The sequence below is a fragment of the Caballeronia sp. ATUFL_M2_KS44 genome, assembly GCF_023630965.1.
GTDB lineage: Bacteria > Pseudomonadota > Gammaproteobacteria > Burkholderiales > Burkholderiaceae > Caballeronia > Caballeronia concitans.
Genome location: NZ_JALQEA010000015.1, coordinates 1 through 23,022, shown reverse-complemented (window position 1 = coordinate 23,022; position 23,022 = coordinate 1). Strand labels below are relative to the sequence as shown.

At 64.2% G+C, this 23,022-nt stretch carries 18 protein-coding genes and 1 pseudogene; 16 read left to right on the top strand and 3 right to left on the bottom strand.

From position 1 onward, the window contains the following. The first annotated feature begins 126 nt into the window (after positions 1 to 126). The 9 genes and pseudogenes from hfq (at position 127) to NCR39_RS07640 (ending at position 9,895) form a co-directional block, all read left to right on the top strand. Positions 127 to 363, top strand: coding sequence for an RNA chaperone Hfq (hfq, locus tag NCR39_RS07680; protein WP_006999489.1), 237 nt, complete (start codon positions 127 to 129; stop codon positions 361 to 363). Between the two features lie 85 nt (positions 364 to 448). Continuing rightward, a pseudogene (gene hflX, locus NCR39_RS07675) lies at positions 449 to 1,531 on the top strand (GTPase HflX); the annotation flags it as partial. A gap of 242 nt (positions 1,532 to 1,773) precedes the next feature. Beyond that, positions 1,774 to 3,156 (top strand): FtsH protease activity modulator HflK, encoded by a 1,383-nt coding sequence (hflK, locus tag NCR39_RS07670; RefSeq protein WP_250451668.1) that lies wholly within the window; start codon positions 1,774 to 1,776, stop codon positions 3,154 to 3,156. An 11-nt stretch (positions 3,157 to 3,167) separates the two neighbouring features. Then, the gene (gene hflC / locus NCR39_RS07665; RefSeq protein WP_250451667.1) at positions 3,168 to 4,064 is read left to right on the top strand and encodes a protease modulator HflC; all 897 of its coding nucleotides are present in this window, start codon (positions 3,168 to 3,170) and stop codon (positions 4,062 to 4,064) included. 60 nt (positions 4,065 to 4,124) lie between these two features. Then, positions 4,125 to 4,310, top strand: coding sequence for a DUF2065 domain-containing protein (locus tag NCR39_RS07660; protein ID WP_244794619.1), 186 nt, complete (start codon positions 4,125 to 4,127; stop codon positions 4,308 to 4,310). A 110-nt stretch (positions 4,311 to 4,420) separates the two neighbouring features. Continuing rightward, positions 4,421 to 5,593, top strand: coding sequence for an ATP phosphoribosyltransferase regulatory subunit (locus NCR39_RS07655; protein WP_250451666.1), 1,173 nt, complete (start codon positions 4,421 to 4,423; stop codon positions 5,591 to 5,593). A 129-nt stretch (positions 5,594 to 5,722) separates the two neighbouring features. Next, complete coding sequence (locus tag NCR39_RS07650) at positions 5,723 to 7,069, top strand: adenylosuccinate synthase (protein WP_250451665.1); 1,347 nt, start codon at positions 5,723 to 5,725, stop codon at positions 7,067 to 7,069. A 103-nt stretch (positions 7,070 to 7,172) separates the two neighbouring features. Next, positions 7,173 to 7,733, top strand: coding sequence for a phosphoribosyltransferase (locus NCR39_RS07645; RefSeq protein WP_250451664.1), 561 nt, complete (start codon positions 7,173 to 7,175; stop codon positions 7,731 to 7,733). A 269-nt stretch (positions 7,734 to 8,002) separates the two neighbouring features. Beyond that, positions 8,003 to 9,895 (top strand): potassium transporter Kup, encoded by a 1,893-nt coding sequence (locus tag NCR39_RS07640; RefSeq protein ID WP_250451663.1) that lies wholly within the window; start codon positions 8,003 to 8,005, stop codon positions 9,893 to 9,895. Between the two features lie 74 nt (positions 9,896 to 9,969). Here NCR39_RS07640 and NCR39_RS07635 read toward each other — a convergent pair whose 3' ends face one another. Further along, positions 9,970 to 12,315, bottom strand: coding sequence for a Tex family protein (locus NCR39_RS07635; protein WP_250451662.1), 2,346 nt, complete (start codon positions 12,313 to 12,315; stop codon positions 9,970 to 9,972). Between the two features lie 285 nt (positions 12,316 to 12,600). Here NCR39_RS07635 and NCR39_RS07630 point away from each other — a divergent pair, with 285 nt between their 5' ends. The 3 genes from NCR39_RS07630 to yoaA all read left to right on the top strand — a co-directional run bounded on the left by NCR39_RS07630 (position 12,601) and on the right by yoaA (position 16,014). Then, positions 12,601 to 13,398 carry a flotillin family protein gene (locus tag NCR39_RS07630; protein WP_250451661.1) on the top strand — a complete coding sequence of 266 codons (798 nt, stop codon included), beginning with the start codon at positions 12,601 to 12,603 and terminating at the stop codon, positions 13,396 to 13,398. A 62-nt stretch (positions 13,399 to 13,460) separates the two neighbouring features. Continuing rightward, positions 13,461 to 13,682: a DUF465 domain-containing protein gene (locus NCR39_RS07625; protein WP_052449838.1), complete on the top strand. Its 222-nt coding sequence runs from the start codon at positions 13,461 to 13,463 to the stop codon at positions 13,680 to 13,682. A gap of 103 nt (positions 13,683 to 13,785) precedes the next feature. Further along, entirely contained in the window at positions 13,786 to 16,014 is a 2,229-nt protein-coding gene (yoaA, locus tag NCR39_RS07620; RefSeq protein WP_502800185.1) for a DNA repair helicase YoaA, read from the top strand. Here yoaA and NCR39_RS07615 read toward each other — a convergent pair. Both NCR39_RS07615 and NCR39_RS07610 read right to left on the bottom strand, forming a co-directional pair. Continuing rightward, positions 15,974 to 16,693: a transposase gene (locus NCR39_RS07615; RefSeq protein ID WP_250451660.1), complete on the bottom strand. Its 720-nt coding sequence runs from the start codon at positions 16,691 to 16,693 to the stop codon at positions 15,974 to 15,976. The genes yoaA and NCR39_RS07615 overlap by 41 nt on opposite strands. Positions 16,694 to 16,874: 181 nt before the next feature. Beyond that, on the bottom strand, positions 16,875 to 17,708 hold the full coding sequence (locus tag NCR39_RS07610) for an outer membrane protein assembly factor BamD (protein ID WP_250451659.1): 834 nt from the start codon (positions 17,706 to 17,708) through the stop codon (positions 16,875 to 16,877). Positions 17,709 to 17,930: 222 nt separating this feature from the next. Between NCR39_RS07610 and NCR39_RS07605 the strand changes: the two genes are divergently transcribed. The 4 genes from NCR39_RS07605 to NCR39_RS07590 all read left to right on the top strand — a co-directional run. Further along, positions 17,931 to 19,109, top strand: a complete 1,179-nt coding sequence (locus tag NCR39_RS07605; RefSeq protein WP_502800184.1) for an RluA family pseudouridine synthase — start codon at positions 17,931 to 17,933, stop codon at positions 19,107 to 19,109. Continuing rightward, positions 19,106 to 19,942, top strand: coding sequence for a peptidoglycan editing factor PgeF (gene pgeF / locus NCR39_RS07600; RefSeq protein WP_250451657.1), 837 nt, complete (start codon positions 19,106 to 19,108; stop codon positions 19,940 to 19,942). Before NCR39_RS07605 ends, pgeF begins: the two co-directional genes overlap by 4 nt. Before the next feature lie 292 nt (positions 19,943 to 20,234). Next, complete coding sequence (gene phaC / locus NCR39_RS07595) at positions 20,235 to 22,274, top strand: class I poly(R)-hydroxyalkanoic acid synthase (protein WP_250451656.1); 2,040 nt, start codon at positions 20,235 to 20,237, stop codon at positions 22,272 to 22,274. Between the two features lie 89 nt (positions 22,275 to 22,363). After that, on the top strand, positions 22,364 to 23,022 hold a 659-nt coding region (locus NCR39_RS07590), incomplete at its 3' end, for a thiolase family protein (protein WP_284507150.1).

Below are 23,022 nucleotides of genomic sequence, written 5' to 3'. Positions count from 1 at the left end.
GGCCCGATTGGCCAGATGGCCGATCTGGTGCGGAAACGAAAATCGGCTATAGTGTAGCGATTGTCGGCGGATCTCTTTTTCTTCGTCCACAATACTTCTAACCTGCAAAAAAACACGGAGTTTGCTATGAGCAACAAAGGGCAATTGTTACAAGACCCGTTTTTGAACGCACTGCGTAAAGAGCACGTGCCGGTGTCGATCTATTTGGTCAACGGCATCAAGCTTCAAGGGAACATCGAATCGTTCGACCAGTACGTCGTGTTGCTCCGAAATACGGTCACCCAGATGGTCTATAAGCACGCCATTTCCACGGTCGTGCCTGCCCGCCCGGTGAATTTCCACCCGGACGCTGAATCGTCCTAACCTCGTTGCGACCGGCGCGCTGTTGCCATTTCAATGCGAATATTAAGCAACTCGCCGGTCGCTTCAAAAACTGTCCAAATCTAATTTGATCAACGCAGCGCTTGTCGGCATCGACTTCGGAAAGATCGATTTCGAAGCCAGTCTTGAAGAACTCAGTCTGCTCGCAGAAAGTGCGGGCGCCCATCCTGCCGTTACGCTCACGGGCCGTCGCTCGAGCCCGGACGCCAAAATGTTCATTGGCAGCGGAAAGGTCGAAGAATTGCGCCTTTCCTGCGAAGCGAACGACGTCGAACTCGTCATTTTTAATCACGCCCTCGCGCCCGCGCAGCAACGCAATCTCGAAATGGCGTTGAATCGCCGCGTGGTGGATCGCACGAGTCTCATCCTCGATATTTTCGCGCAACGCGCCCGCAGCCACGAAGGCAAGCTGCAGGTGGAACTCGCGCAATTGCAATATTTGTCCACGCGGCTGATTCGCGCATGGACTCACCTCGAACGTCAGAAAGGCGGTATCGGCTTGCGCGGCCCCGGCGAGACGCAGCTCGAAACGGACCGCCGGCTGATCGGCGAGCGCATCAAGGCGCTCAAGACGCGTCTTGCCAAATTGCGCCGCCAGCACGGCACGCAGCGCCGCCAGCGGCAGCGTAATCAGACGATGTCGGTGTCGCTCGTCGGTTATACGAACGCGGGCAAGTCCACGCTGTTCAACGCGCTGACGAAAGCGCAGGCGTATGCGGCCAACCAGTTGTTCGCCACGCTCGACACCACGTCGCGCCGCGTGTTCCTCGGCGAGGAAGCGGGGCATGTCGTCGTGTCGGATACGGTCGGCTTTATCCGCGAGCTGCCGCACCAACTCGTCGCGGCTTTTCGCGCGACGCTCGAGGAAACCATCCACGCGGATTTGCTGCTGCACGTGGTCGATGCATCGAGCGCCGTGCGCCTGGATCAGATCGATCAGGTGAACGAGGTATTGCGGAGCATCGGCGCGGACGGCATCCGCCAGGTTCTCGTCTTCAACAAGATCGACGCCGTGCCCGAACTCGCGGCCCGCGGCGACGCGGTTGAAAGGGATGAGTATGGTAATATTTCGCGCGTCTTTTTGAGCGCACGCACGGGTCAGGGACTCGACGCGCTGCGCGCCGCCATCGCCGAAATCGCTACGGCGGAATCAGGCGAATCCGAAGAAAGCATGCCGAGCGTATTCGCCGAAACGGGCGAGCCGGCACAGACGTCAGAAGCCACGCAATCCACGCAGTCCGGGCCGAACGAAACACACGACGCGAACGCGCAGCCGGAGGACCACCGGCCAGCCGGAGAACGCGAAGGCCACGAGGTTCCCGAGCACGGACACTGAACTGCTCCGTATTACCGACGCGGCATCGAACCGGCTGTCTAATGGTGAATCACCGAGTGAACGATTACAACGAGCGGACTAACAGGCAACGCATGCGTGCCGTCTTTTCGATCAACGATCCGCGCTGGGGGCGGGGCGACGGCGATGGCGTGAAGAACGACTCCAAGCGTCCGCAGGACGGCAAGCGCGGCAACGGCAAGGAAGAAGGCCCGCCGGATCTCGACGAAATGTGGCGCGAGTTCAATCGCCGGATCGCGGGTTTCTTCGGCCGCAAGCCCGGCGGCGGCATGCCGCGCGACAATGGACGCGGCACGCGCATCGGCGTGGGCATCGTCATCGGCGTGCTCATCGCCATCTATTTGGGCAGCGGCGTGTTCGTCGTGCAGGACGGGCATGTCGGCGTGATCTCGCAGTTCGGCCAGTATCGGCAGACGGTCGCGCAAGGCATCCACTGGCGGCTGCCTTACCCGTTCCAGTCGCACGATATTGTCGATACGTCGCAGGTTCGCTCCGTCGAGATTGGGCGCGGCGCGGCGCTGTCGCAAGGCAATGTGCGCGATGCATCGCTTCTGACGAACGAGGCGGACATCCTCGACGTGCGCTTCTCGGTGCAGTATCAGATCAAGTCGCCGACCGACTTCCTGTTCCGCAGTCTCGATCCCGACCAGAGCGTCACCGAGGCGGGCCAGGCCGCGATCCGCGAAATCGCCGGCGCCGCGATGACCGACGACCTGCTTTACAAGGACCGCGAAGCATTGCGCGCGCGTCTTGCCGAAGCCATCCAGCGCTCGCTCGACGCGTACCGCACCGGCCTGCAAGTGACGGGCGTCACCGTGCAGAGCGTGCAGGTGCCGACGCAGGTGCAGGCGGCGTTCGAGGAGGCATCGCGCGTGCGGCAGGATAACGAACGCGCCCGCGATACCGCCGAGGCCTACGCGAATCAACTGCTGCCGCGCGCGAAGGCGGACGCGGCGAAGACGATCGCGGAAGCGAATGCATACAGCAACCGCGAAGTCACGCAGGCTCAGGGCGACGCCGAGCGTTTCAAGGAGGTCTACGCGGAATACTCGAAGGCGCCGGCCGTCATTCGTCAACGCATGTACCTGGATACGATGCAGCAGATCTACTCGCGCACCACGAAGGTCTTCGTGGACAGCAAGGCAGGCAATAACGTGATTTATCTGCCGCTCGACAAACTGGTCGACGCGAATCGCCAGCAGGCGAAGGACGCAGCCGGCAACGCGGCCAATGGCGCGGCGGCGAGCGCGCCGAATGCGGCGACGTCGCCGGATGCGCAGCTGCGTTCGCAAAACGCGGCGTCCGCGCCGTCGACGGCAGCGCCCGCAAGCGTGGCCAGCGGCGCCAGTGCGGCCAGCGGCGATCCGCTACGCTCGCGCGATGCGTTCCGCTCGCGCAGCCGTCAAGACGACCTGCAGTAAGGAGCGCGAACATGAATCGAATCATTGCGCTCGTCGTCGCGGTCGTCATCGTGCTGTTCATCGGCTCGTCCATGGTTTTCACCGTCGACGAACGGCATGCCGCCGTCGTCGCCGCTCATGGCGACAGCAATCCGCGTCTCGACGGCCCCGGCCTGCACTTCAAGCTGCCGCCGCCGTTCCAGACGCTCACGCTCATCGATACGCGCACGCTCACCATCGATGAGGGCGGCGCTGACCGCTTCACCACGTCGGACAAGAACGAAGTGCTGGCCAACACGGTGGTCAAATACCGCGTGGCCGATCCGCTCAAGCTCTTCGTCAGCAACGAGAAGAACACGCAGACCGCGCAGGAGCGGCTGATCGCGCTTGCCCGCACGGCGCTTGCGAGCGCGTTCGCGAATCGCTCGCTGACCGACGCGCTCGGCAACCAGCAGGCGATCGAAACGGAAGCGCTGAAGGCCGTGGAAGGCGCGGCGGCCGCGTTCGGCGTGCAGCTCGTCGATTTGCAGATGACGCGCATCGACTTTCCGTCGGCGGTGGCCGATTCGGTCTACAAGCGCATGATCGCGGCGCGCCAGCAGGCGGCGGCGAACGAACGCGCGAAGGGCACGGCGGATGCGGACAAGATCAAGGCCGACGCGGAACGCGAGCAGCAGCAAATCCTCGCCGATGCCTACAGTCAGGCGCAGTCCATCCGCGGCGAAGGGGACAGCAAGGCGGCGGCCATCGCAGCGGACGCCTATGGCCGCGATCCCCAGTTCTACCAGTTCTATCAGAGCCTCGAGGCTTACAAGAAGACGTTCAAGTCCGGCGACGTGATCGTGGTCGACCCGAGCAGCGATTTCTTCCGTTTCATGAAGAGCCCGAACGGCGGCGCGGATACATCCGCTGCCGCGGCGAAACGCTGACGCACCCGCGCCGCGCGTCACGAAGCATGAACGATCGCGCGGCGCCTTCTTCCCATAGACATGGTCGAGACGATACTGCTCGCTCTTGCGTTGATGCTGATTATCGAAGGCATGTTTCCCTTCGTGTTTCCCACGGCCTGGCGCGACACGTTCCGCCGTATCGCCGAGCGGCCGCCGCATCACATCCGCATCGGCGGGCTGATCGCCATGGCGCTGGGGCTGATCCTGCTGTGGATCGCCACGTGATTCCGTTCGCGGAACAGCGCGCCCGGCGGCGATCCGCCATTTAGCCTATCTTTTCCCTATTCGCTCATGCGACCCGCGCCGCGAAGCGCGACCAAGCAGGAAACGTATCGATGTCCACCTGGTTACTTCCCGAAAATATCGCCGACGTGTTGCCGTCGGAGGCCCGCAAGATCGAAGAGCTGCGCCGCCGCCTGCTCGACCGGTTCCGCTCCTACGGCTACGAGCTCGTGATGCCGCCGATGCTCGAATATCTCGAATCGCTGCTGACGAGCGGCGGAAGCGACCTCAATCTGCGCACGTTCAAGCTCGTCGATCAGTTGTCCGGCCGCACGCTCGGACTGCGCGCGGACATCACGCCGCAGGTGTCGCGCATCGACGCGCATCTCTTGAACCGGCAGGGCGTCACGCGTCTTTGCTACGCGGGCGTCGTGCTGCACACGCGTCCGCGCGGGCTGCACGCGACGCGCGAGCAGATTCAGATCGGCGCGGAAATCTACGGTCACGCCGGGCTTGAAGCGGATCTCGAAATCCAGCAACTGATGCTCGATTCGCTGCATCTCGCGGGGCTCTCGAAAGTGCGCCTCGATCTGTGTCACGCGGGCGTGCTGGCCGCGCTCCTCGAACTGGAACCGGCGGCGGCATCGCTCGGAGAAGCGCTGTACGACGCGCTCGCCAGCAAGGACGTGCCGCGCCTGAACGAACTGACCGCGCATCTCGGCCACGTGCCGCGCGACGCGCTGCGCGCGCTGCCGTCGCTGTATGGCGATGCGTCCGTGCTCGAAATGGCGCGTGCGCGTCTGCCGAATCTGCCGGTGATCGCCCGCGCGCTCGACGATCTCGCGTTCCTCGCGGCCCGGGCGGACGGCGCGGAACTGATGATCGATCTCGCCGATTTGCGCGGCTACGCGTATCACAGCGGCGTGATGTTCTCCGCTTACGTCGACGGCGTGCCGAACGCGGTTGCGCGCGGCGGCCGTTACGACGACGTCGGCTCGGCATACGGCCGCGCGCGTCCGGCGACGGGCTTTTCGCTGGACCTGCGCGAAGTGGCGCGCATTTCGCCCGTCGATGCACGCGGCAGCGCGATTCTCGCGCCGTGGAAGCACGAAGAGCCGTTGCGCGCGGCCGTCGCGGCGCTGCGCGATGCGGGCGAGGTCGTCATTCAGGCGCTGCCGGGCCACGAACACGATCTCGACGAATTCGCGTTCGATCGCGTGCTCGTCGAGCGCGACGGGCAATGGGCGGTCGAGGAGCGCGTGAATCCGGCTCCTGCCGGCGCCTGACGGCCAAGGACTTTCGCCTTCGTGCGTCTAATCGCGCAAAGGCGACCGAATCGCGGAGCGCATCCCGAAAAACTCGGAAACGACCGCGAACATAGGTAAAATGCGTTTTTAACCAGCTAACGAATCAACATGTCTGCCAGTGCAGTGAATGTGAACCCGGGGCGCAACGTCGTCGTGGTGGGCACCCAGTGGGGTGACGAAGGCAAGGGCAAAATCGTCGACTGGCTGACGGACCACGCCCAGGGCGTCGTGCGCTTCCAGGGCGGTCACAACGCCGGCCACACGCTCATCATCGGCGGCAAGAAAACCATCTTGCGCCTCATCCCCTCGGGCATCATGCGCGCGGGCACGGCCTGCTACATCGGCAATGGCGTCGTGTTGTCGCCGCAAGCGCTGTTCAAGGAAATCGACGAACTGGAATCTGCGGGCATCGATGTCTGCAAGCGTCTGTTCATTTCCGAAGCCGCCACGCTCGTTCTCCCGTACCACGTCGCCATCGACCAGGCGCGCGAAGCCAAGCGCGGCGCCGGCAAGATCGGCACGACGGGGCGCGGCATCGGCCCGGCATACGAAGACAAGGTCGCGCGCCGCGGTTTGCGCGTGCAGGATCTGTTCGACGCACCGCTCTTCGCCGAGCGCCTGCGTGAAGTGCTGGATTTCCACAACTTCGTGCTGACGAAATATCTGGGCGCAGCCGAAGTCGACTATCAGGAAACGCTCGACACGATGCTCGGCTACGCCGACCGTCTCGCGCCGATGGTCACGGACGTTTCCCGCCGTCTCTACGACGAAAACCACGCCGGCCGCAATCTGCTGTTCGAAGGCGCGCAAGGCACGCTGCTCGACATCGACCACGGCACGTATCCGTACGTCACGTCGAGCAATTGCGTCGCGGGCGCGGCCACGGCGGGCGCGGGCGTCGGTCCGCAGAAGCTCAACTACATGCTCGGCATCACGAAGGCGTATTGCACGCGCGTGGGCGCGGGCCCGTTCCCGAGCGAACTGTACGACGCGGACAATCCGAATCGCCAGGAACAGGTCGGCGTGACGCTCGCCACCGTCGGCAAGGAATTCGGCTCGGTCACCGGCCGTCCGCGCCGCACCGGCTGGCTGGACGCCGCCGCGCTGCGCCGTTCGATCCAGATCAACGGCATCACCGGCCTGTGCATGACCAAGCTCGACGTGCTCGACGGCCTCGAAGAAGTGAAGCTGTGCGTCGGCTATACGCTCGACGGCGAGCCGGTCGACATCCTGCCGCGCGGCGCATCGGAAGTGGCGCGCTGCGAGCCGGTCTACGAGACGTTCGGCGGCTGGAAGGAAAGCACCGTCGGCATCACGCAGTGGGACAGCCTGCCCGCGAACGCGCGCGCGTATCTCACGCGCGTGCAGGAAGTGGCGGGCGTGCCGATCGACATGGTGTCGACCGGGCCTGACCGCGACGAGACCATTCTGCTTCGTCATCCGTTCAAGGTCTGAGCTACCGAGCTTCGACTTCGATCGGACGCTGTAAAAGAATGTGGCCGCTTAGCGCGGCCACATTTCGTATATAACCGCAGTACGCAATTGAAAGAGCCTCACCATGATCGCGATGACCGACCCGCGTAACGACGACAAGAACCTCTGGGTCAACTGGGACGAATATCACCGGTTGATCGAACTTCTCGCGCTGAACGTGCACGACTCGGGATGGAAGTTCGACAAAATCCTGTGCCTGGCGCGCGGCGGCCTGCGCGTCGGCGACCAGCTTTCGCGCATCTACGACCTGCCGCTCGCCATTCTCGCGACGAGCTCGTATCGCGAGGCGGCGGGCACGCAACAGGGCGACCTGGACATCGCGCAGTACATCACGATGACGCGCGGCGAGCTGTCGGGCAACGTGCTGCTCGTCGACGATCTCGTCGATTCCGGCGTCACGCTCGCGCGCGTGCAGGATCATCTGAAGGAGCGTTATCCCGCGATCACGGCGGTGCGCTCGGCGGTGCTGTGGTACAAGGCGTGCTCGAAGGTCAAGCCCGACTACCACGTGCAGTTTCTCGAAACGAACCCGTGGATTCATCAGCCGTTCGAGGAATGGGACACCGTGCGTCCGCATAATCTCGGCGCGTGGATCAAGCGCGGCACGCAAAACGGCCGCGTGTAACACGTATCGAAGCATCGAGACATCGCCGTTGCGCCGGGCGTTTCGCTCGACGCAACGGCGTTTTGCTTTTCGGCGGCCTTTCGAAGCAAACGCGATGCAAACGCGATGCAACTCACGCGCGATCCCGCCGACACCCGCGGGGCACGATGCTAAACTCTCACTCGCGTCTCTCGTGGCGCGTCCGCAACATACGAGAGGGCGTCTATGCGTGCGACGTTAGATAGAATGGCGTTCGGTTTTCTTCCGCTCTGGACGGATATCTCGCTTTTATGACTAACATGACTCACGCGCAAGAGCGCAAACAGCCTTTGCCATCGCTTGCGCTCGCGGCCATCGGCGTCGTCTTCGGCGACATCGGCACGAGTCCCCTCTACGCTCTGAAGGAAGCCTTTAGCCCAACCCACGGCATCGCGCTTTCGGAAGCCTCCATCCTCGGCGTCATCTCCTTGCTGTTCTGGGCCATCGTCATGGTGGTGGCCGTCAAATACGTGCTCTTCGTCATGCGCGCCGACAACAACGGCGAAGGCGGCGTGTTCGCGATGATGACGCTCGCGCTGCGCAGCGTGAAAGATCCCGGCCGTCTGTCCGGTGTGCTGATGATGCTCGGCATCTTCGGCGCATGCATGTTCTATGGCGATGCCGTCATCACGCCGGCGATGTCGGTGATATCGGCGGTCGAAGGTCTCGAGATCGCCGCGCCGAAGCTCTCTCCCTACGTGATCCCCATCACGATGGTGATCCTCGTCATGCTGTTCTGGATCCAGCGTCATGGCACCGCCGTCGTCGGCAAGCTCTTCGGACCGATCATGCTCGTGTGGTTCGTGACGCTCGCCGGGCTGGGCGCTTATCACATCGCGATCGCGCCGGGCGTGCTGGTCGCGCTGAATCCGTATTATGCGTTCTCGTTCATGGCCGAGCACGTGCTGCAGGCGTATATCGTGCTGGGCTCGGTCGTGCTGGTGCTGACGGGCGCGGAAGCGCTCTACGCGGACATGGGTCACTTCGGCGTCAGTCCCATTCGTTGCGGCTGGTACGGGCTCGTGATGCCGTCGCTCCTGCTGAATTATTTCGGGCAGGGCGCGCTCCTGATGCATTCGCCGAAGGCCATCGAAAGCCCGTTCTTTCTGCTCGCGCCGGACTGGGCGCTGCTGCCGCTCGTGATTCTCTCGACGATCGCCACCGTGATCGCATCGCAAGCCGTGATCTCGGGCGCGTATTCGCTGACGAGTCAGGCCATTCAGCTCGGCTACGTGCCGCGCATGAAAATCCTGCATACGTCGGAACTGGCGATCGGGCAGATCTATATTCCGCTCGTCAACTGGATGCTGCTCTTCATCATCCTGTGCATCGTGGTCGGGTTCAAAAGCTCGGAGAATCTGGCCGCCGCTTACGGTCTCGCCGTGACCGCGACGATGCTCGTGACCACCATCCTCGTGTCCGTCGTGATGACGAATCTGTGGGGATGGAACCGCTTTCTCGTCGGCGCGATGATCGCCGTGTTTCTCGTGATCGATATCGGCTTCTTCGGCGCGAGCCTGCTGAAGATCGAGCAGGGCGGCTGGCTGCCGCTGTGCATCGGCGGGGCGCTCTTCTTCCTGCTGATGACCTGGTACAAGGGCCGCATGATCGTGAAGGATCGCACGGCCGCCGACGGTATCCCGCTCATGCCGTTCCTGCAAGGTTTGCTTGCGCATCCGCCGCATCGGGTGTCGGGTACGGCCATTTATCTCACGGGCAGCGATTCGCTCGTGCCCGTGAGCCTCTTGCACAACCTGAAGCACAACAAGGTGCTGCACGAGCGGACCATCTTCCTCAACTTCATCACGCGCGACATTCCTTATGTGGACGACGCGCATCGGCTGGAAGTGAAGGATGTTTCGGGCGGGCTGTTTCTCGTGAAGGCCGCGTATGGTTTCAACGAAACGCCCGACGTGAAGGCGGTCCTCGAACAGATCACGCGCACGCACGCGATGACCTTCGAACTGATGGACACGTCGTTCTTCATGGCGCGCGAAACGGTGGTGCCGACGGAGCTGCCGGGCATGTCGGTGTGGCGCGAGCGCGTGTTCGCGTGGATGCATCAGAACGCCGCGAAGCCGACGGACTTCTTCAGTATTCCCGCGAATCGTGTGGTGGAGCTGGGGACGAAGATCGAGATCTGAGCGCCTGCGCGTTTCGTTCCAACGATAAAAAACCCACGCCGAAGCGTGGGTTTTTTATTTGCCAGCGTACGTTCTCAACGTTTCAGTTTCGCGAATGCAGCGGCCATTGCGCCGGCCGGTTCCTGCTCACGGCGCTGACCGGACCGCGCATCGCGCCCGCCGCCGGAAGAGCGGCGATCCTGCCCGCCGCGCGTTGATGATCCCGCGCCGCCGCCCGTCGATGCCGGCGCGAAGTCGTCGTCGAGACGCATGGTCAGCGAAATGCGCTGGCGCTTCACATCGGTTTCGAGCACCTTCACCTTGACGACCTGGCCCGCCTTCACGACTTCGTGCGGGTCCTTGATGAACTTGGTCGACAGTGCCGATACGTGCACGAGGCCATCCTGATGCACGCCGATATCGACGAACGCACCGAACGCCGCGACGTTCGTCACGACGCCTTCGAGCACCATGCCCGGCGCGAGATCGGAGATTTTCTCAATGCCCTCGCGGAACGTCGCGGTCTTGAATTCGGGGCGCGGATCGCGGCCCGGCTTTTCCAGCTCGGAGAGAATGTCGCGCACGGTCGGCAGACCGAAACGATCGTCGACGAACTCGGCCGGCGAAAGGCCCGAGAGCGCTTCGCGCTTGCCGAGCACATCGCCGACGTGCTTGTTGATCTTCGCGAGAATGCGCTGAACGACCGGATACGCCTCCGGGTGCACCGAAGAACGGTCGAGCGGATTCTCGCCGTTGTTGATGCGCAAGAAGCCCGCGGCCTGCTCGAACGTCTTGTCGCCGAGACGCGGCACCTTGCGCAGATGTTCGCGCGACGGGAACGGCCCGTTCGCATCGCGATAGTCGACGATATTGCGCGCGAGCGTCGCGTTCAGTCCCGACACGCGCGCGAGCAGGGCGACGGACGCCGTGTTCGCATCGACGCCGACGGCGTTCACGCAGTCCTCGACGACCGCATCGAGCGAGCGCGCCAGTTCGCGCTGATTCACGTCGTGCTGATACTGGCCGACGCCGATGGCCTTCGGCTCGATCTTCACGAGTTCGGCGAGCGGGTCCTGCAGACGCCGCGCGATCGATACCGCGCCGCGCAGCGAGACATCCAGTTCCGGAAACTCCTTCGCCGCGAGTTCGGACGCCGAATACACCGACGCGCCCGCCTCCGAAACCACGATCTTCTGCAGCTTCAAATCCGGATGCTTCGCGATGAGTTCGCTCGCGAGCTTGTCCGTCTCGCGCGACGCCGTGCCGTTGCCGATCGACACCAGCTCCGCCTGCGTTTCACGGGCGATCCGCGCGAGCTTCGCGAGGGAGCCGTCCCAGTCGCGGCGCGGCTCGTGCGGATAAATGGTGTCGGTGGCGAGCAGCTTGCCGGTGCGATCGACGACCGCGACCTTCACGCCCGTGCGCAGGCCCGGATCGAGACCGATCACCGCCTTCGGTCCGGCCGGCGCGGCGAGCAGCAAGTCCTTCAGATTGCGGGCAAAGACGCGAATCGCTTCGTGCTCGGCTTCTTCGCGCAACTGCGTGAGCAGTTCGTTTTCGATGTGCGGCTGCACCTTCACGCGCCAGCACCAGCGGCAGACGTCGGAGAGCCATTTGTCGGCGGCGCGCCCGCGATTCGCGATGCCGAAGTGCTGCGCGATCATCGCTTCGCCCGGATGCGGCACTTGCACGTCCAGTTCCTCGCCGAGCCCGAGCTTGACCGACAGCACGCCGGCGTTGCGCCCGCGGAACAGCGCGAGCGCGCGGTGCGACGGCACGGTGCGGATGGTTTCGCTGTAGTCGTAGTAATCGCGGAACTTCTCGCCTTCCTCGCCTTCCTTGCCGTCCATCACGCTCGACATCACGCGCCCCTGATTGAACAGATAGTCGCGCAGCTTGCCGAGAATCTCGGCCGTTTCGCCGAACTGCTCCGAAAGGATGTCGCGCGCGCCGTCGAGCGCGGCTTTGGTATCGGCGACGCCTTTCTCGGCATCGACGAACTTCGCGGCTTCGGCTTGCGGATCGAGCGTCGGGTCGGCGAGCAGCGCCTGCGCGAGCGGCTCCAGACCGGCCTCGCGGGCGATCTGCGCGCGCGTGCGGCGCTTCGGCTTGTACGGCAGATAGAGGTCTTCGAGCACCTGCTTGCTGTCGGCGCCTTCGATCGCGCCGCGCAGTTCGCCGGTCAGCTTGCCTTGCTCGTCGATGCTCTGCAGGATCGCCGCGCGGCGGTCTTCCAGCTCGCGCAGGTACATCAGGCGTTCTTCGAGCGTGCGCAGTTGCGTGTCGTCGAGATTGCCGGTCACTTCCTTCCGATACCGGGCGATGAACGGGACAGTCGAACCTTCGTCGAGAAGCTGCACGGCGGCGGCGACCTGGCGCGGCTGCACGGTGAGTTCGGTGGCGATGCGCTGTACGATCTTGAGTGCTACGGTTTCCGTCATGATTCTGCGCTGTCTGCTGGCTCGTCAGGGATGCGGCGGCGGCGCGGGGACCGGCGTGCGTGGAACTGCGTGGGCCTGCGGCGCCGCAAGCGCCACCGGGCGCCGTGACGAGCGATGGGCCGGGTTGCTGAACGGGGCATTTTGCCATAAATGCCGGAGCGCTCCGGCGCGCGGTGATAGAATTTCGGGACCGCGCAAGCCCTTTATCCGCCTTCGCGCACCTGATTCCTTATCACGTTGCCGTTCATCAATTTGCTCAATTTTCGCCTTCCAAAGGCCGCGCCGATGGCCGTGGCCGTATCGTCGATCGGCGTGCTCGTCGCTCTCGTGACGCAGCCGGGAATCGCGCAGACGGCCAGGCCGATCGATCCGTCGACCGCCGTGAGCGCGCAGCCGCTCGATGCGGCCGCCAGCAGCGCCGACAAAGCGGACGAGGCGCTGCGTGCAGACTATGACCGGCGTCAGAAGGCGCTCGACAAGCGCACGTCGGAGAACGATTACCGCTACGGCGTGAAGCAGCACGACTGCTACAGCAAGTTCTTCGTGAATCATTGCCTCGACAATGCGCGCACGGAAATGCGCGAGGCGCGTCAGCAGATCCGGCAGGAGCAACTCGCGCTCGACGACGAGCAGCGCACCGAGCGCGCGAAAGAGCGCGATGAGCAAAGCGCGCTGAAGCAGGCGCAATACGACGCGGAAGCGCCGCAACGCGCGGCCAACGAGAAGGCGAATCAGCAGGCGTACGACGACAAGCAGCGGCAAAACGCGCTCGCCGCCGCGCAGCGCACGGCCGAAGCGCCGCAGCGCGCGGCCAACCAGACGGCCTACGACCAGAAGCAGGCGGATTACCAGAAGAAGCTCGACGAGGCGCGTGCGCGCGGCGTTGCGGAAGCACAGGAACGCGACCAGAAAGCGCAGCGTTTCGAACAGAAGCAGCAGGAAGCCGCGCAGCATCGCGCCGAAGTGGAAGCGCGCCAGAAAGAAGCCGCGCGCAAGCAGCAAGAAAAAGCACAGCAGGCGCAGCAGGAACAGCAGCGTCAGGAACAGTTGAAGCAACAGCAGCAACAGCAGCAGGGCAAGTAGCGCCAGATCGATAGATCGGAGCCGGGTGCCGAAGCACTCGCTCTGGCCGACAGGAGGCGAGCATGCAGCAGCGCTTGAACGCACCCCGACAATCCGCCGTCGATGCCGCTTTGCTTCGCGATCGCATCGCGCAGTTGCAGGAAGAGCATCACGGCCTGGACACGCTGATCGGCAAGCTGTCCGGCATCGACGATCTCGAGTTGCGCCGCCTGAAAAAGCGCAAGCTCAAGGTCAAGGACACGATCCTTCTGCTGCAATTGCAGTTGGACACGGACCCGCACTGAACCGCCTGACGACGTGCCGAAGCAGGCGTTCGCCGGCGGTACGCACCGCCGGCGGCGCGGCGCATCGCACGAAACCCGCAGTATCCGCAGGATCTAGCTCCCTTTGAACACTCCCGTCCCCACTCCCGATCCCGAGAGCACGCCGTTCGCGCTGACCGACAAGCGCCGCGTCGAACTCGATGCGATCTTCTCCGCCGATGGCCTGCTCGCGCGCGCCATCGACGGCTACCGGCCGCGCGCATCGCAGATCGAAATGGCGCGCTCCGTCGCGGCCGCGATGGAAGCCTCCGGCCGCGCGATGCCCGAGCCCGCGATGTTCGAAGCGCAGCGCCGTCCAGCGCGCAAGCTCGGGCCATCGGACAAGCCGCACGCGCCCGACGAGCCGCCCGCCGACGACGTCGGCATCGCGAGCGCGAAAGCGGCGATCGACGGCGGCGAGAACACGCTGATCGTGGAAGCCGGCACGGGCACCGGCAAGACCTACGCGTACCTCGTCCCGGCGATGCTCTGGGGCGGCAAGGTCATCGTCTCGACCGGCACGAAGCATCTGCAGGATCAGCTTTTTCAGCGCGACATCCCGACCGTGCGCGACGCGCTCGCCGTGCCCGTGTCCGTGGCCATGCTCAAAGGCCGCGCGAATTACCTCTGTCATTACTATCTGGAGCGCACCGCCGACAACGGCCGCCTGCCGTCGCGCCAGGACACGTCGCATCTGCAGGAAATCGTGCGCTTCGCGAAGATCACGCGCACCGGCGACAAGGCCGAGCTCGCGAGCGTGCCCGAGAATTCGCCCGTCTGGTCGATGGTCACGTCCACGCGCGACAACTGTCTCGGCCAGGAATGCCCGCATTACAAGGATTGCTTCGTGATGCAGGCGCGCAAGGAGGCGCAGCAGGCGGACGTGGTCGTCGTGAATCACCATCTGTTTTTCGCCGACGTGATGCTGCGCGATACCGGCATGGCCGAGCTTCTGCCGATGGCGAACACCATCGTCTTCGACGAAGCGCATCAGTTGCCCGAAACCGCGACGCTCTTCTTCGGCGACACGCTTTCGACGACGCAATTCCTCGAACTCGCGCGCGATACCGTCGCCGAAGGGCTGAGCCACGCCCGCGACGCCGCCGACTGGACGAAACTCGGCGCCGCGCTGGAACGCGCCGCGCGCGACTTGCGGCTCGCGTTCAAGGAAGATTCGGCGCGCTTCTCGCTCGGCCAGCTTCCGGACAATCACCCGCTCTTCGACGCGCTCGACACGCTGGAGACGCATCTCGATGCGCTCACCGCGGCGCTTTCGTCGCATGCGGAACGGGCGGAATCGTTGCAGGCGCTGGTGCGTCGCGCGCGCGAATTGCAGGATCAGCTTTCGGGCTGGACCACGCCGCCGACGCCGCTGGAGCGCGCCGTCGTTGCGGACGAGGCGACTGCGAAGGAAGCCGCGAAGGAGGAGCCGAACGAGATGGTGCGCTGGATCGAAGTGTTCTCGCACACGGTTCAGTTGCACGAGACGCCGCTGTCGGTTGCGCCGATCTTCGCGAAACAGCGCGCCGGCGTGCCGCGCGCGTGGATTTTCACGTCGGCGACGTTGTCGGTGCGCGGCGACTTCACGCACTACGCGGCGCAGATGGGTCTGAACGCGCGCCGCTCGATGACACTGCCCAGTCCCTTCGACTACCCGTCGCAGGGGCTGTTGTACGTGCCGCGCAACCTGCCGCAGCCGTCGTCGCCGCAATTCACGGACGCCGTGTTCGAAGCGGCGCTGCCGGTCATCGAGGCGGCGGGCGGCGGCGTGTTCGTGCTGTGCACGACGCTGCGCGCGGTGGATCGCATTTCGACGCGCCTGCGCGATGTCATGGAGCGTCGCGGCTGGGACAATCCGCTGCTCGTTCAGGGCGATGCGAGCCGCACCGAACTGCTCGACCGTTTCCGTGCGTATGGGAACGCGATTCTCGTCGGCAGCCAGAGTTTCTGGGAAGGCGTCGATGTGCGCGGCGATGCGCTGTCGCTCGTCGTCATCGACAAGCTGCCGTTCGCGCCGCCCGACGATCCCGTGCTCGCCGCCCGGCTCGACGCGCTCACGAAGAAAGGGCTGAGCCCGTTCGCCGTGCATCAGTTGCCGCAGGCGGTCATCACGCTCAAGCAGGGCGCGGGTCGTCTGATTCGCGCGGAAACGGATCGCGGCGTGCTGATGATCTGCGACACGCGTCTCGTCGACAAACCCTACGGCCGGCGCATCTGGCAGAGTTTGCCGCCGTTCAAGCGCACGCGCGAACTCGACGTGGTGCGCGCGTTCTTCAGCGATTCGCCGAGTTCGGCAGTGGAACTGGCCGAGTAGCGCGGTTGGCGATGCGCTCGATATTGGCGATCGCCTGAGCGATCCGCGCGCTGGCGTCCGGTCCGGATGGCGTGGGCTTCGACGCGTGCCGGAAGCGCATCGACTGACTGCCGTAGGCGTCGCCGTAGGTCGGCTTTTCTTGCTGCGGCCTGCGGTTCGCGGGACGGTCGTTCGATTTGAGGCGAGGCTTCTCGGCCACGGCCGGCGCGCCCGCGATATCCGCGACGATGCGCGCGTTCGTGCTCACGCCCGCCTTGATGCGGATGCCGTTCGCCGCGAGCACGCCGTTCACTTCGGCCAGCAAAGGCTTGGCCAATCCCTGCGACTGCAGAAAATCCCGAAACTGCTGGATCGTGCGTGCGTCGGGCGCCGGTTCGCTCGCGGCATCGATACGCGTGAAGCGCTGCACCGCGATGCTGTCGATGAGCGCGTCCGCGCATCCGCGATCGGACAAACCGAACCAGCTCTGAACGAAGCACACGCGCAACATGCGCTCGACGGCATCGGCGCAAAGCTGCGCATCGCCGTCCTGTGCGCCGTTTGCACAGTGCCGTTCGACGATCGCGCACAAGCTCGGCCACGGCAGCAGATGGTCCATCGTGTCGAGGAATTCGCCGCGTTGCGTGCGCATCGGATGAGTCGTCGGCAGCGTTTCGTCGCCGGTAGCGGGTGTTGCCATGCTGATCTCTTGTCAAAACCTGTCATGCTCAGACGACGCGCCATCACGCGTTCGATGCCTGACTGCAATCTGAGGATTGCTAAATTTTGTTGCCAAAAGTCAAAATTCTGAGCAAAAAAATAGGGCGATCGAACGCCCTTGTCGAAAGGCCGGCGCGAGGCGCCGGCTGTTTCCGCGAAGATTACCAGATCTGATACCAGGGCTTGTCGGAGCCCGCGCGGCGCTTGCCGGTGACATACGGGCTGTCCGGGAACGTCGCGGCGAGCACGCGCTTGGTGTCGTCGGCGAGTTGGGGCTGATCGAGACGCTGGTACGACATCATCATGATGTGCAGCGCGTCCTCGGTTGCCGGCGCGTTCTTGTATTCGCGAATGGCAAGCTGGGCCCGGTTGATCGCCGCCACATACGCCCCCCGGCGATAGTAATAATCGGCGGCGTGCACTTCATGCGACGCGAGCGCGTTCACGATATAGCGCATGCGCTGCGCGGAATCCGGCGCGAACTTGCTTTGCGGATATTTGTCCACGACGACCTTGAACGCGTCATACGACTCGCGCAGCGACTTGGGATCGCGCTCGCTCATGTCCTGACCGGAGAAGCGGCCGAAGAGACCGAGGTCGTCGTTGAAGTGGATCATGCCCTTGAGATAGTACGCGTAGGAAATCTCGGGATGATCCGGATGCAGACGGATGAAGCGGTCGATGGCCTGGTCGGCCGCGGCGGTCTCGCCGTCCTTCCAGTTGCAGTACGCGACGTTGATCTGCGCCTGCTGCGCGAAGTGGCCGAACGGATCGCGCCCTTCGAGCGCCTCGAAGTACTTGGCGCACTTGCCCCAGTCGCTGCCGGATAGCGCGTCCTGGGCCTCCGTATATAATTTGTTGTTGTTCCAGAGTGCCGTTTCGTCGGTCTTCTCAGGCAGGCCGTGGCAGGCCGTGACGATGGCGACGCTCGCGGCCAGCGCCAGATACTTGATCGATTGCCGCATCGATTGATGAATGGTGTTGAAGGCTCGCATCAGTGCTTGCTTGTCCTGGCTATTACTGGCTGATTCTCGCTGTTTGCAGCTGTGATTCCGGTGCAGTCTCTTTGCGCGGCATGCCCTTCGGTGCCGTTGGCTGCCGTCCGGTCGACCGCGACTTCCAGAATGCGCGACGACGTTGAAACGTCACTGCAGTCATCGACCACGCGCTACTTCACCGGAACAGTTCTTCGGGATGTTCCCGTAAATCTTCTTCAAATGACCCGCTCAAGTACTCGTCGTACCAAAGAACAACCCAAAGATTATAGCCGATGCGATGCAGCCGACGACTCGGCTTTGCCCGAATCGGCGCGCGGCGCGGACCCGGCGGCATCCGCCGTCGATACGCGCACGGCCCGCGTCCCCGACGAACTCGCGGGCGAGCGGCTCGACAAGGTGCTCGCCAAGGTCTTCCCGGAGTTCTCGCGCAGCCGCTTGCAGGGCTGGATCGAGGAAGGGCGCGTGCTCGTGGATGGCGCGAGCGCCAAGGTCCGCCAGCCCGTGCCGCTCGGCGCGACCATTTCGCTCGTGCCGGACCTGCTGCCCGAGCAGCTTGCCTTCACGCCGGAGCCGGTTCCGCTGCATATCGTGTATGAAGACGACGCGCTCGTCGTCATCAACAAGCCGGCGGGCATGGTCGTGCATCCGGCGGCGGGCAACTGGAGCGGCACGCTTCTGAACGGCCTGCTTCACCGATACGGCGCCGCCGCGGCCGGTCTGCCGCGCGCGGGCATCGTGCATCGGCTGGACAAGGAAACGTCCGGGCTGATGGTCGTCGCGCGCACGCTCGAAGCGCAAACCGACCTCGTGCGCCAGTTGCAGGCGCGCACGGTGAAGCGCCGGTACGTCGCGTTCGTGTGGGGCAACATGCGCGAGGACGGCACGATCGACGCGCCCATCGGCCGCGATCCGCGCGAGCGCACGCGCATGGCCGTCGTGCAGAGCGCGGCAGGCAAGCCGGCGCGCACGCACTTTCGGACCATCGACCGCGCGGTCTGGAAGGGCCAGCCCGTGAGCGCCATTCATTGCGATCTCGAAACCGGCCGCACGCATCAGATTCGCGTGCATTGCGCGCACGTCGGCCATCCGCTTCTGGGCGATCCGGTCTACGGACGCGCGCGCGGCAAGCGTTCCGTGACGCCGCTGCCGAACGGCTTCGCGCGTCAGGCGCTGCATGCGTGGCGGCTCGGGCTGATTCATCCGCTGACGGGCAAGGACGTGCACTGGCGCGCCGACGTGCCCGACGACATGGCGACGCTTTCCGCCGAACTGGGATTCGGACGCGACGACGACATCGAATTCGACGACGAAGACGACGACTTCGCGCAGGTCTACGAGATCGGCGATGACGAAAGCGACTGGGACGAAGACGACGATTACGAGGACGACGAAGCATGACCGATTCGGACACCCGCGCGGGCGACGCGCTCGACCCCCGGCATTGCCTGTGGCCCGACTGGCGCGTGTCGCCGCGCGTTCGCGCATTCGTGACGACGCGCGCAGGCGGCGTGAGCGACGCGCCCTATGACGGCGGCGCGCCCGGCGCGGGCGGCCTGAACCTCGGCCTTTCGACCGGCGATGCGCCCGACGCCGTGCAGGAAAACCGCCGCCGCGCGCTCGCGCTCACCGGCGCGCGGCATGCTGCGTGGCTGCAGCAGATCCACAGCGCAGAGGTCGAGGACGCGCACGCGGTCATCGGCGCATCGAAGCCCGTCAGCGCGGATGCGAGCGTGACGGATCGCGCGGGCGTCGTGTGTGTCGTGATGACGGCCGATTGCCTGCCCGTGCTTTTCTGCGACGACGAAGGCCGCGCGGTCGGCGCGGCGCACGCGGGGTGGCGCGGACTGGCTGCGGGCATCGTCGAAAAAACGGGAGAGCGCGTTGCCGCGCTGGCGGGCGCGCCGGCATCGAAACTGAATGCGTACCTCGGGCCGGCCATCGGACCGAAGGCGTTCGAAGTCGGCGAAGACGTGCTGGATGCGTTCGTCGCCGTGTCGGACCCGATTCATCGCGATACCACCGCGGCCGCGTTCCAGCCGACAGGCAGCGAAGGCAAATACATGGCGGACATTTATGCGCTCGCGCGCCTGCGACTCGCCGGTCTGGGCCTCGACGCGGCGCGCATTCATGGCGGCACGCGTTGCACGGTCACGGAAAAGGAGCGGTTTTATTCGTATCGGCGCGACCGCATAACCGGCCGCATGGCAGCAATGATCTGGCTTGCCGATTAATTCGTCCGCCATTCGATTGACGATTTTCGACCCCCTTGGAGAAGCCTTTTCTCCGATGGGGGAAAACGATAATTATAAAAATATCGCACTGCGGCAAAATCGGGACGAAGCATTGACATGCTCGACACCCTAGAGCAAGAATGTTCCCGGAATTCATTCAATCGGGCACGGCGTAGCAAGGCAATTCTTGCCACGCGCATTTGAGGCGCACCCATATTTGCGCGCTGGTCGAGACGCCCGGCAATGCCTGCATCACAATCAGTCTTGCGAGACTCAGAGGTCAAAGGCGGGTATGGCTTCCAAAACTTCTTCTTCATCTTCCCGCTCCAGTACGGCCGACAGCAACGCGGCACCTTCATCAGCCGATGCGACTGGCGTACAGCAGGCGTTCGAGCAATGGCTCAACGCGTGGCGATCCGTGGCCGATCCCGGTCAATGGGCCAAAATCACTGAGCAGACGAATCAGGCGGCGAGCGCATTCACGGCGAACGCGGCCGACGGCGCGAAAGCGGGCATGCCGGGATTGGGCGCTTTGCCGTTTCCGGGTTTCGGCGGTTTGCCGAATGCCTTTCCGAACGGATTTCCGACCATCGCCAGCATGCCGCAGATGCCGCAGATGCCGGACATGACGAAGATGAACGGCCTCGCGGAATTCGCGAAGCTCGCGAGCAGCATGCCGGGTTTCGGCGCGGCGATGCAGGGCTTGCCGACCTTGCCGAAGATTCCGACCGCAGCCATTCCGCCCGAGCGCCTGCATCAGCTGCAAAGCGATTACACGCGCGATGTCACCGAGCTGCTCAAGCAGGCGAGCGAACAGAACATCGACGCATCGGCGCTTAAAGACCGGCGCTTCACCGACACCGCGTGGCAATCGACGCCCGCCTTCGCATTCACCGCCGCGTGGTATCTGCTGAACGCGCGCTATCTGCAGGAACTCGCCGACGCGATCCAGAGCGACCCGAAGACGCGCGAGCGCATCCGCTTCACCGTGCAGCAATGGGCGGCGATGGCCTCGCCGAGCAATTTCCTCGCGCTCAATCCGGAAGCGCAGAAAGCGCTCATCGAAAGCAAGGGCGAGAGTCTGCGTCAGGGCATGCTGAATCTGCTCGGCGACCTGCAGCGCGGCAAGATTTCGCAATCGGACGAATCGCGGTTCGTGGTCGGCAAGAACATCGCGACCACGGAAGGCTCGGTCGTGTACGAGAACGAACTCGTGCAACTGATTCAATACAAGCCGCTCGCGCCGAAGGTCTATGCGCGGCCCTTGCTGATCGTGCCGCCGTGCATCAACAAGTTCTATATCCTCGATCTTTCGCCGGAAGGCTCGCTCGTGCGCTACGCGCTCGAATCGGGGCAGCAGGTGTTCATCCTGTCGTGGCGCAACGCGAACCAGTCGATCGCGGACAAGAGCTGGGACGACTACGTGCAGCAGGGCGTGATCGAAACGATGGCCGTCGTGAAGGACATCACGCGCGCGGACAAGATCAACACGCTCGGCTTCTGCATCGGCGGAACGCTGCTCGCGACGGCGCTCGCGGTGGAGAAGGCGCGCGGCAACGAGCCGGCGGCATCCATGACGCTGCTCACGTCGATGCTCGATTTCTCCGACACCGGCGTGCTCGACGTATTCGTCGACGAGGCGCACGTGCAGATGCGCGAACAGGCGATCGGCGGCAAGAACGGCGCGCCGGCGGGACTGATGCGCGGCATCGAGTTCGCCAACACGTTCTCGTACCTGCGGCCGAACGATCTCGTGTGGAATTATGTCGTCGACAATTACCTGAAGGGCCGCACGCCGCAAGCGTTCGACCTGCTGTTCTGGAACAGCGATTCGACGAATCTGCCCGGCCCGATGTGCGTCTGGTATCTGCGCAACACGTACCTCGAGAACAAGCTGCGCGAGCCGGGCGCGCTGACCGTGTGCGGCGAGTCCATCGACTTGTCGAAGCTGGACGTGCCGACGTTCATCTACGGTTCGCGCGAAGACCATATCGTGCCGTGGAAATCGGCGTATGCTTCGGCGCCCATCCTTTCGGGGCCGCAGACGTTCGTGCTCGGCGCGTCGGGGCATATCGCGGGCGTGATCAATCCGCCGTCGAAGAACAAGCGCAGCTTCTGGCAGATCGACAGCGCCGACGGCAAACTTCCCGACGACCCGGACGCGTGGTTCGAAGCCGCGAGCGAGCATCCGGGAAGCTGGTGGCCGACGTGGTCGGAATGGCTCGCCGCGAACGCGGGCGAGCAGGTGAAGCCGGGCGCATCGCTCGGGTCGAAAGATCATCCCGTTATCGAGGCCGCGCCAGGCCGTTATGTCTTGGAGCGCGACAGCTGATCGGCGCGCAGGCGGAAATGGCGACTGTGCGCGAAGCCGCATAGGCACTCACGAAACGGCATTAACATTCGATGCCAAAGGAAACTGAAATGACTGACGTAGTGATCGTATCGGCCGCGCGTACAGCGGTCGGCAAGTTCGGCGGCTCGCTCGCGAAAATCGCGGCGCCGGATCTCGGTGCAGCAGTGATTCGCGCGGTGCTCGAGCGCTCGGGCGTGAAGCCGGAGCAGGTGAGCGAAGTCATCATGGGTCAGGTGTTGACCGCGGGCTCCGGTCAGAATCCGGCGCGTCAGTCGGTCATTAAGGCGGGTTTGCCGGACATGGTTCCGGGCATGACGATCAACAAGGTCTGCGGCTCGGGTTTGAAGGCGGTGATGCTGGCGGCGAACGCGATCATCGCGGGCGATGCGGAGATCGTCGTCGCGGGCGGTCAGGAGAACATGAGCGCGGCGCCGCACGTGCTGCCGGGATCGCGCGATGGTTTCCGCATGGGCGATGCGAAGCTCATCGACTCGATGATCGTCGACGGCCTGTGGGACGTCTATAACAACTATCACATGGGCACGACCGCCGAGAACGTCGCGCGCGAATTCGGCATTACGCGTGAAGCGCAGGATCAATTCGCGGCGCTGTCGCAGAACAAGGCGGAAGCTGCGCAGAAGGCCGGTCGCTTCAACGACGAAATCGTGCCGATCGCGATTCCGCAACGCAAAGGCGAGCCGCTGCAGTTCAACACCGACGAGTTCGT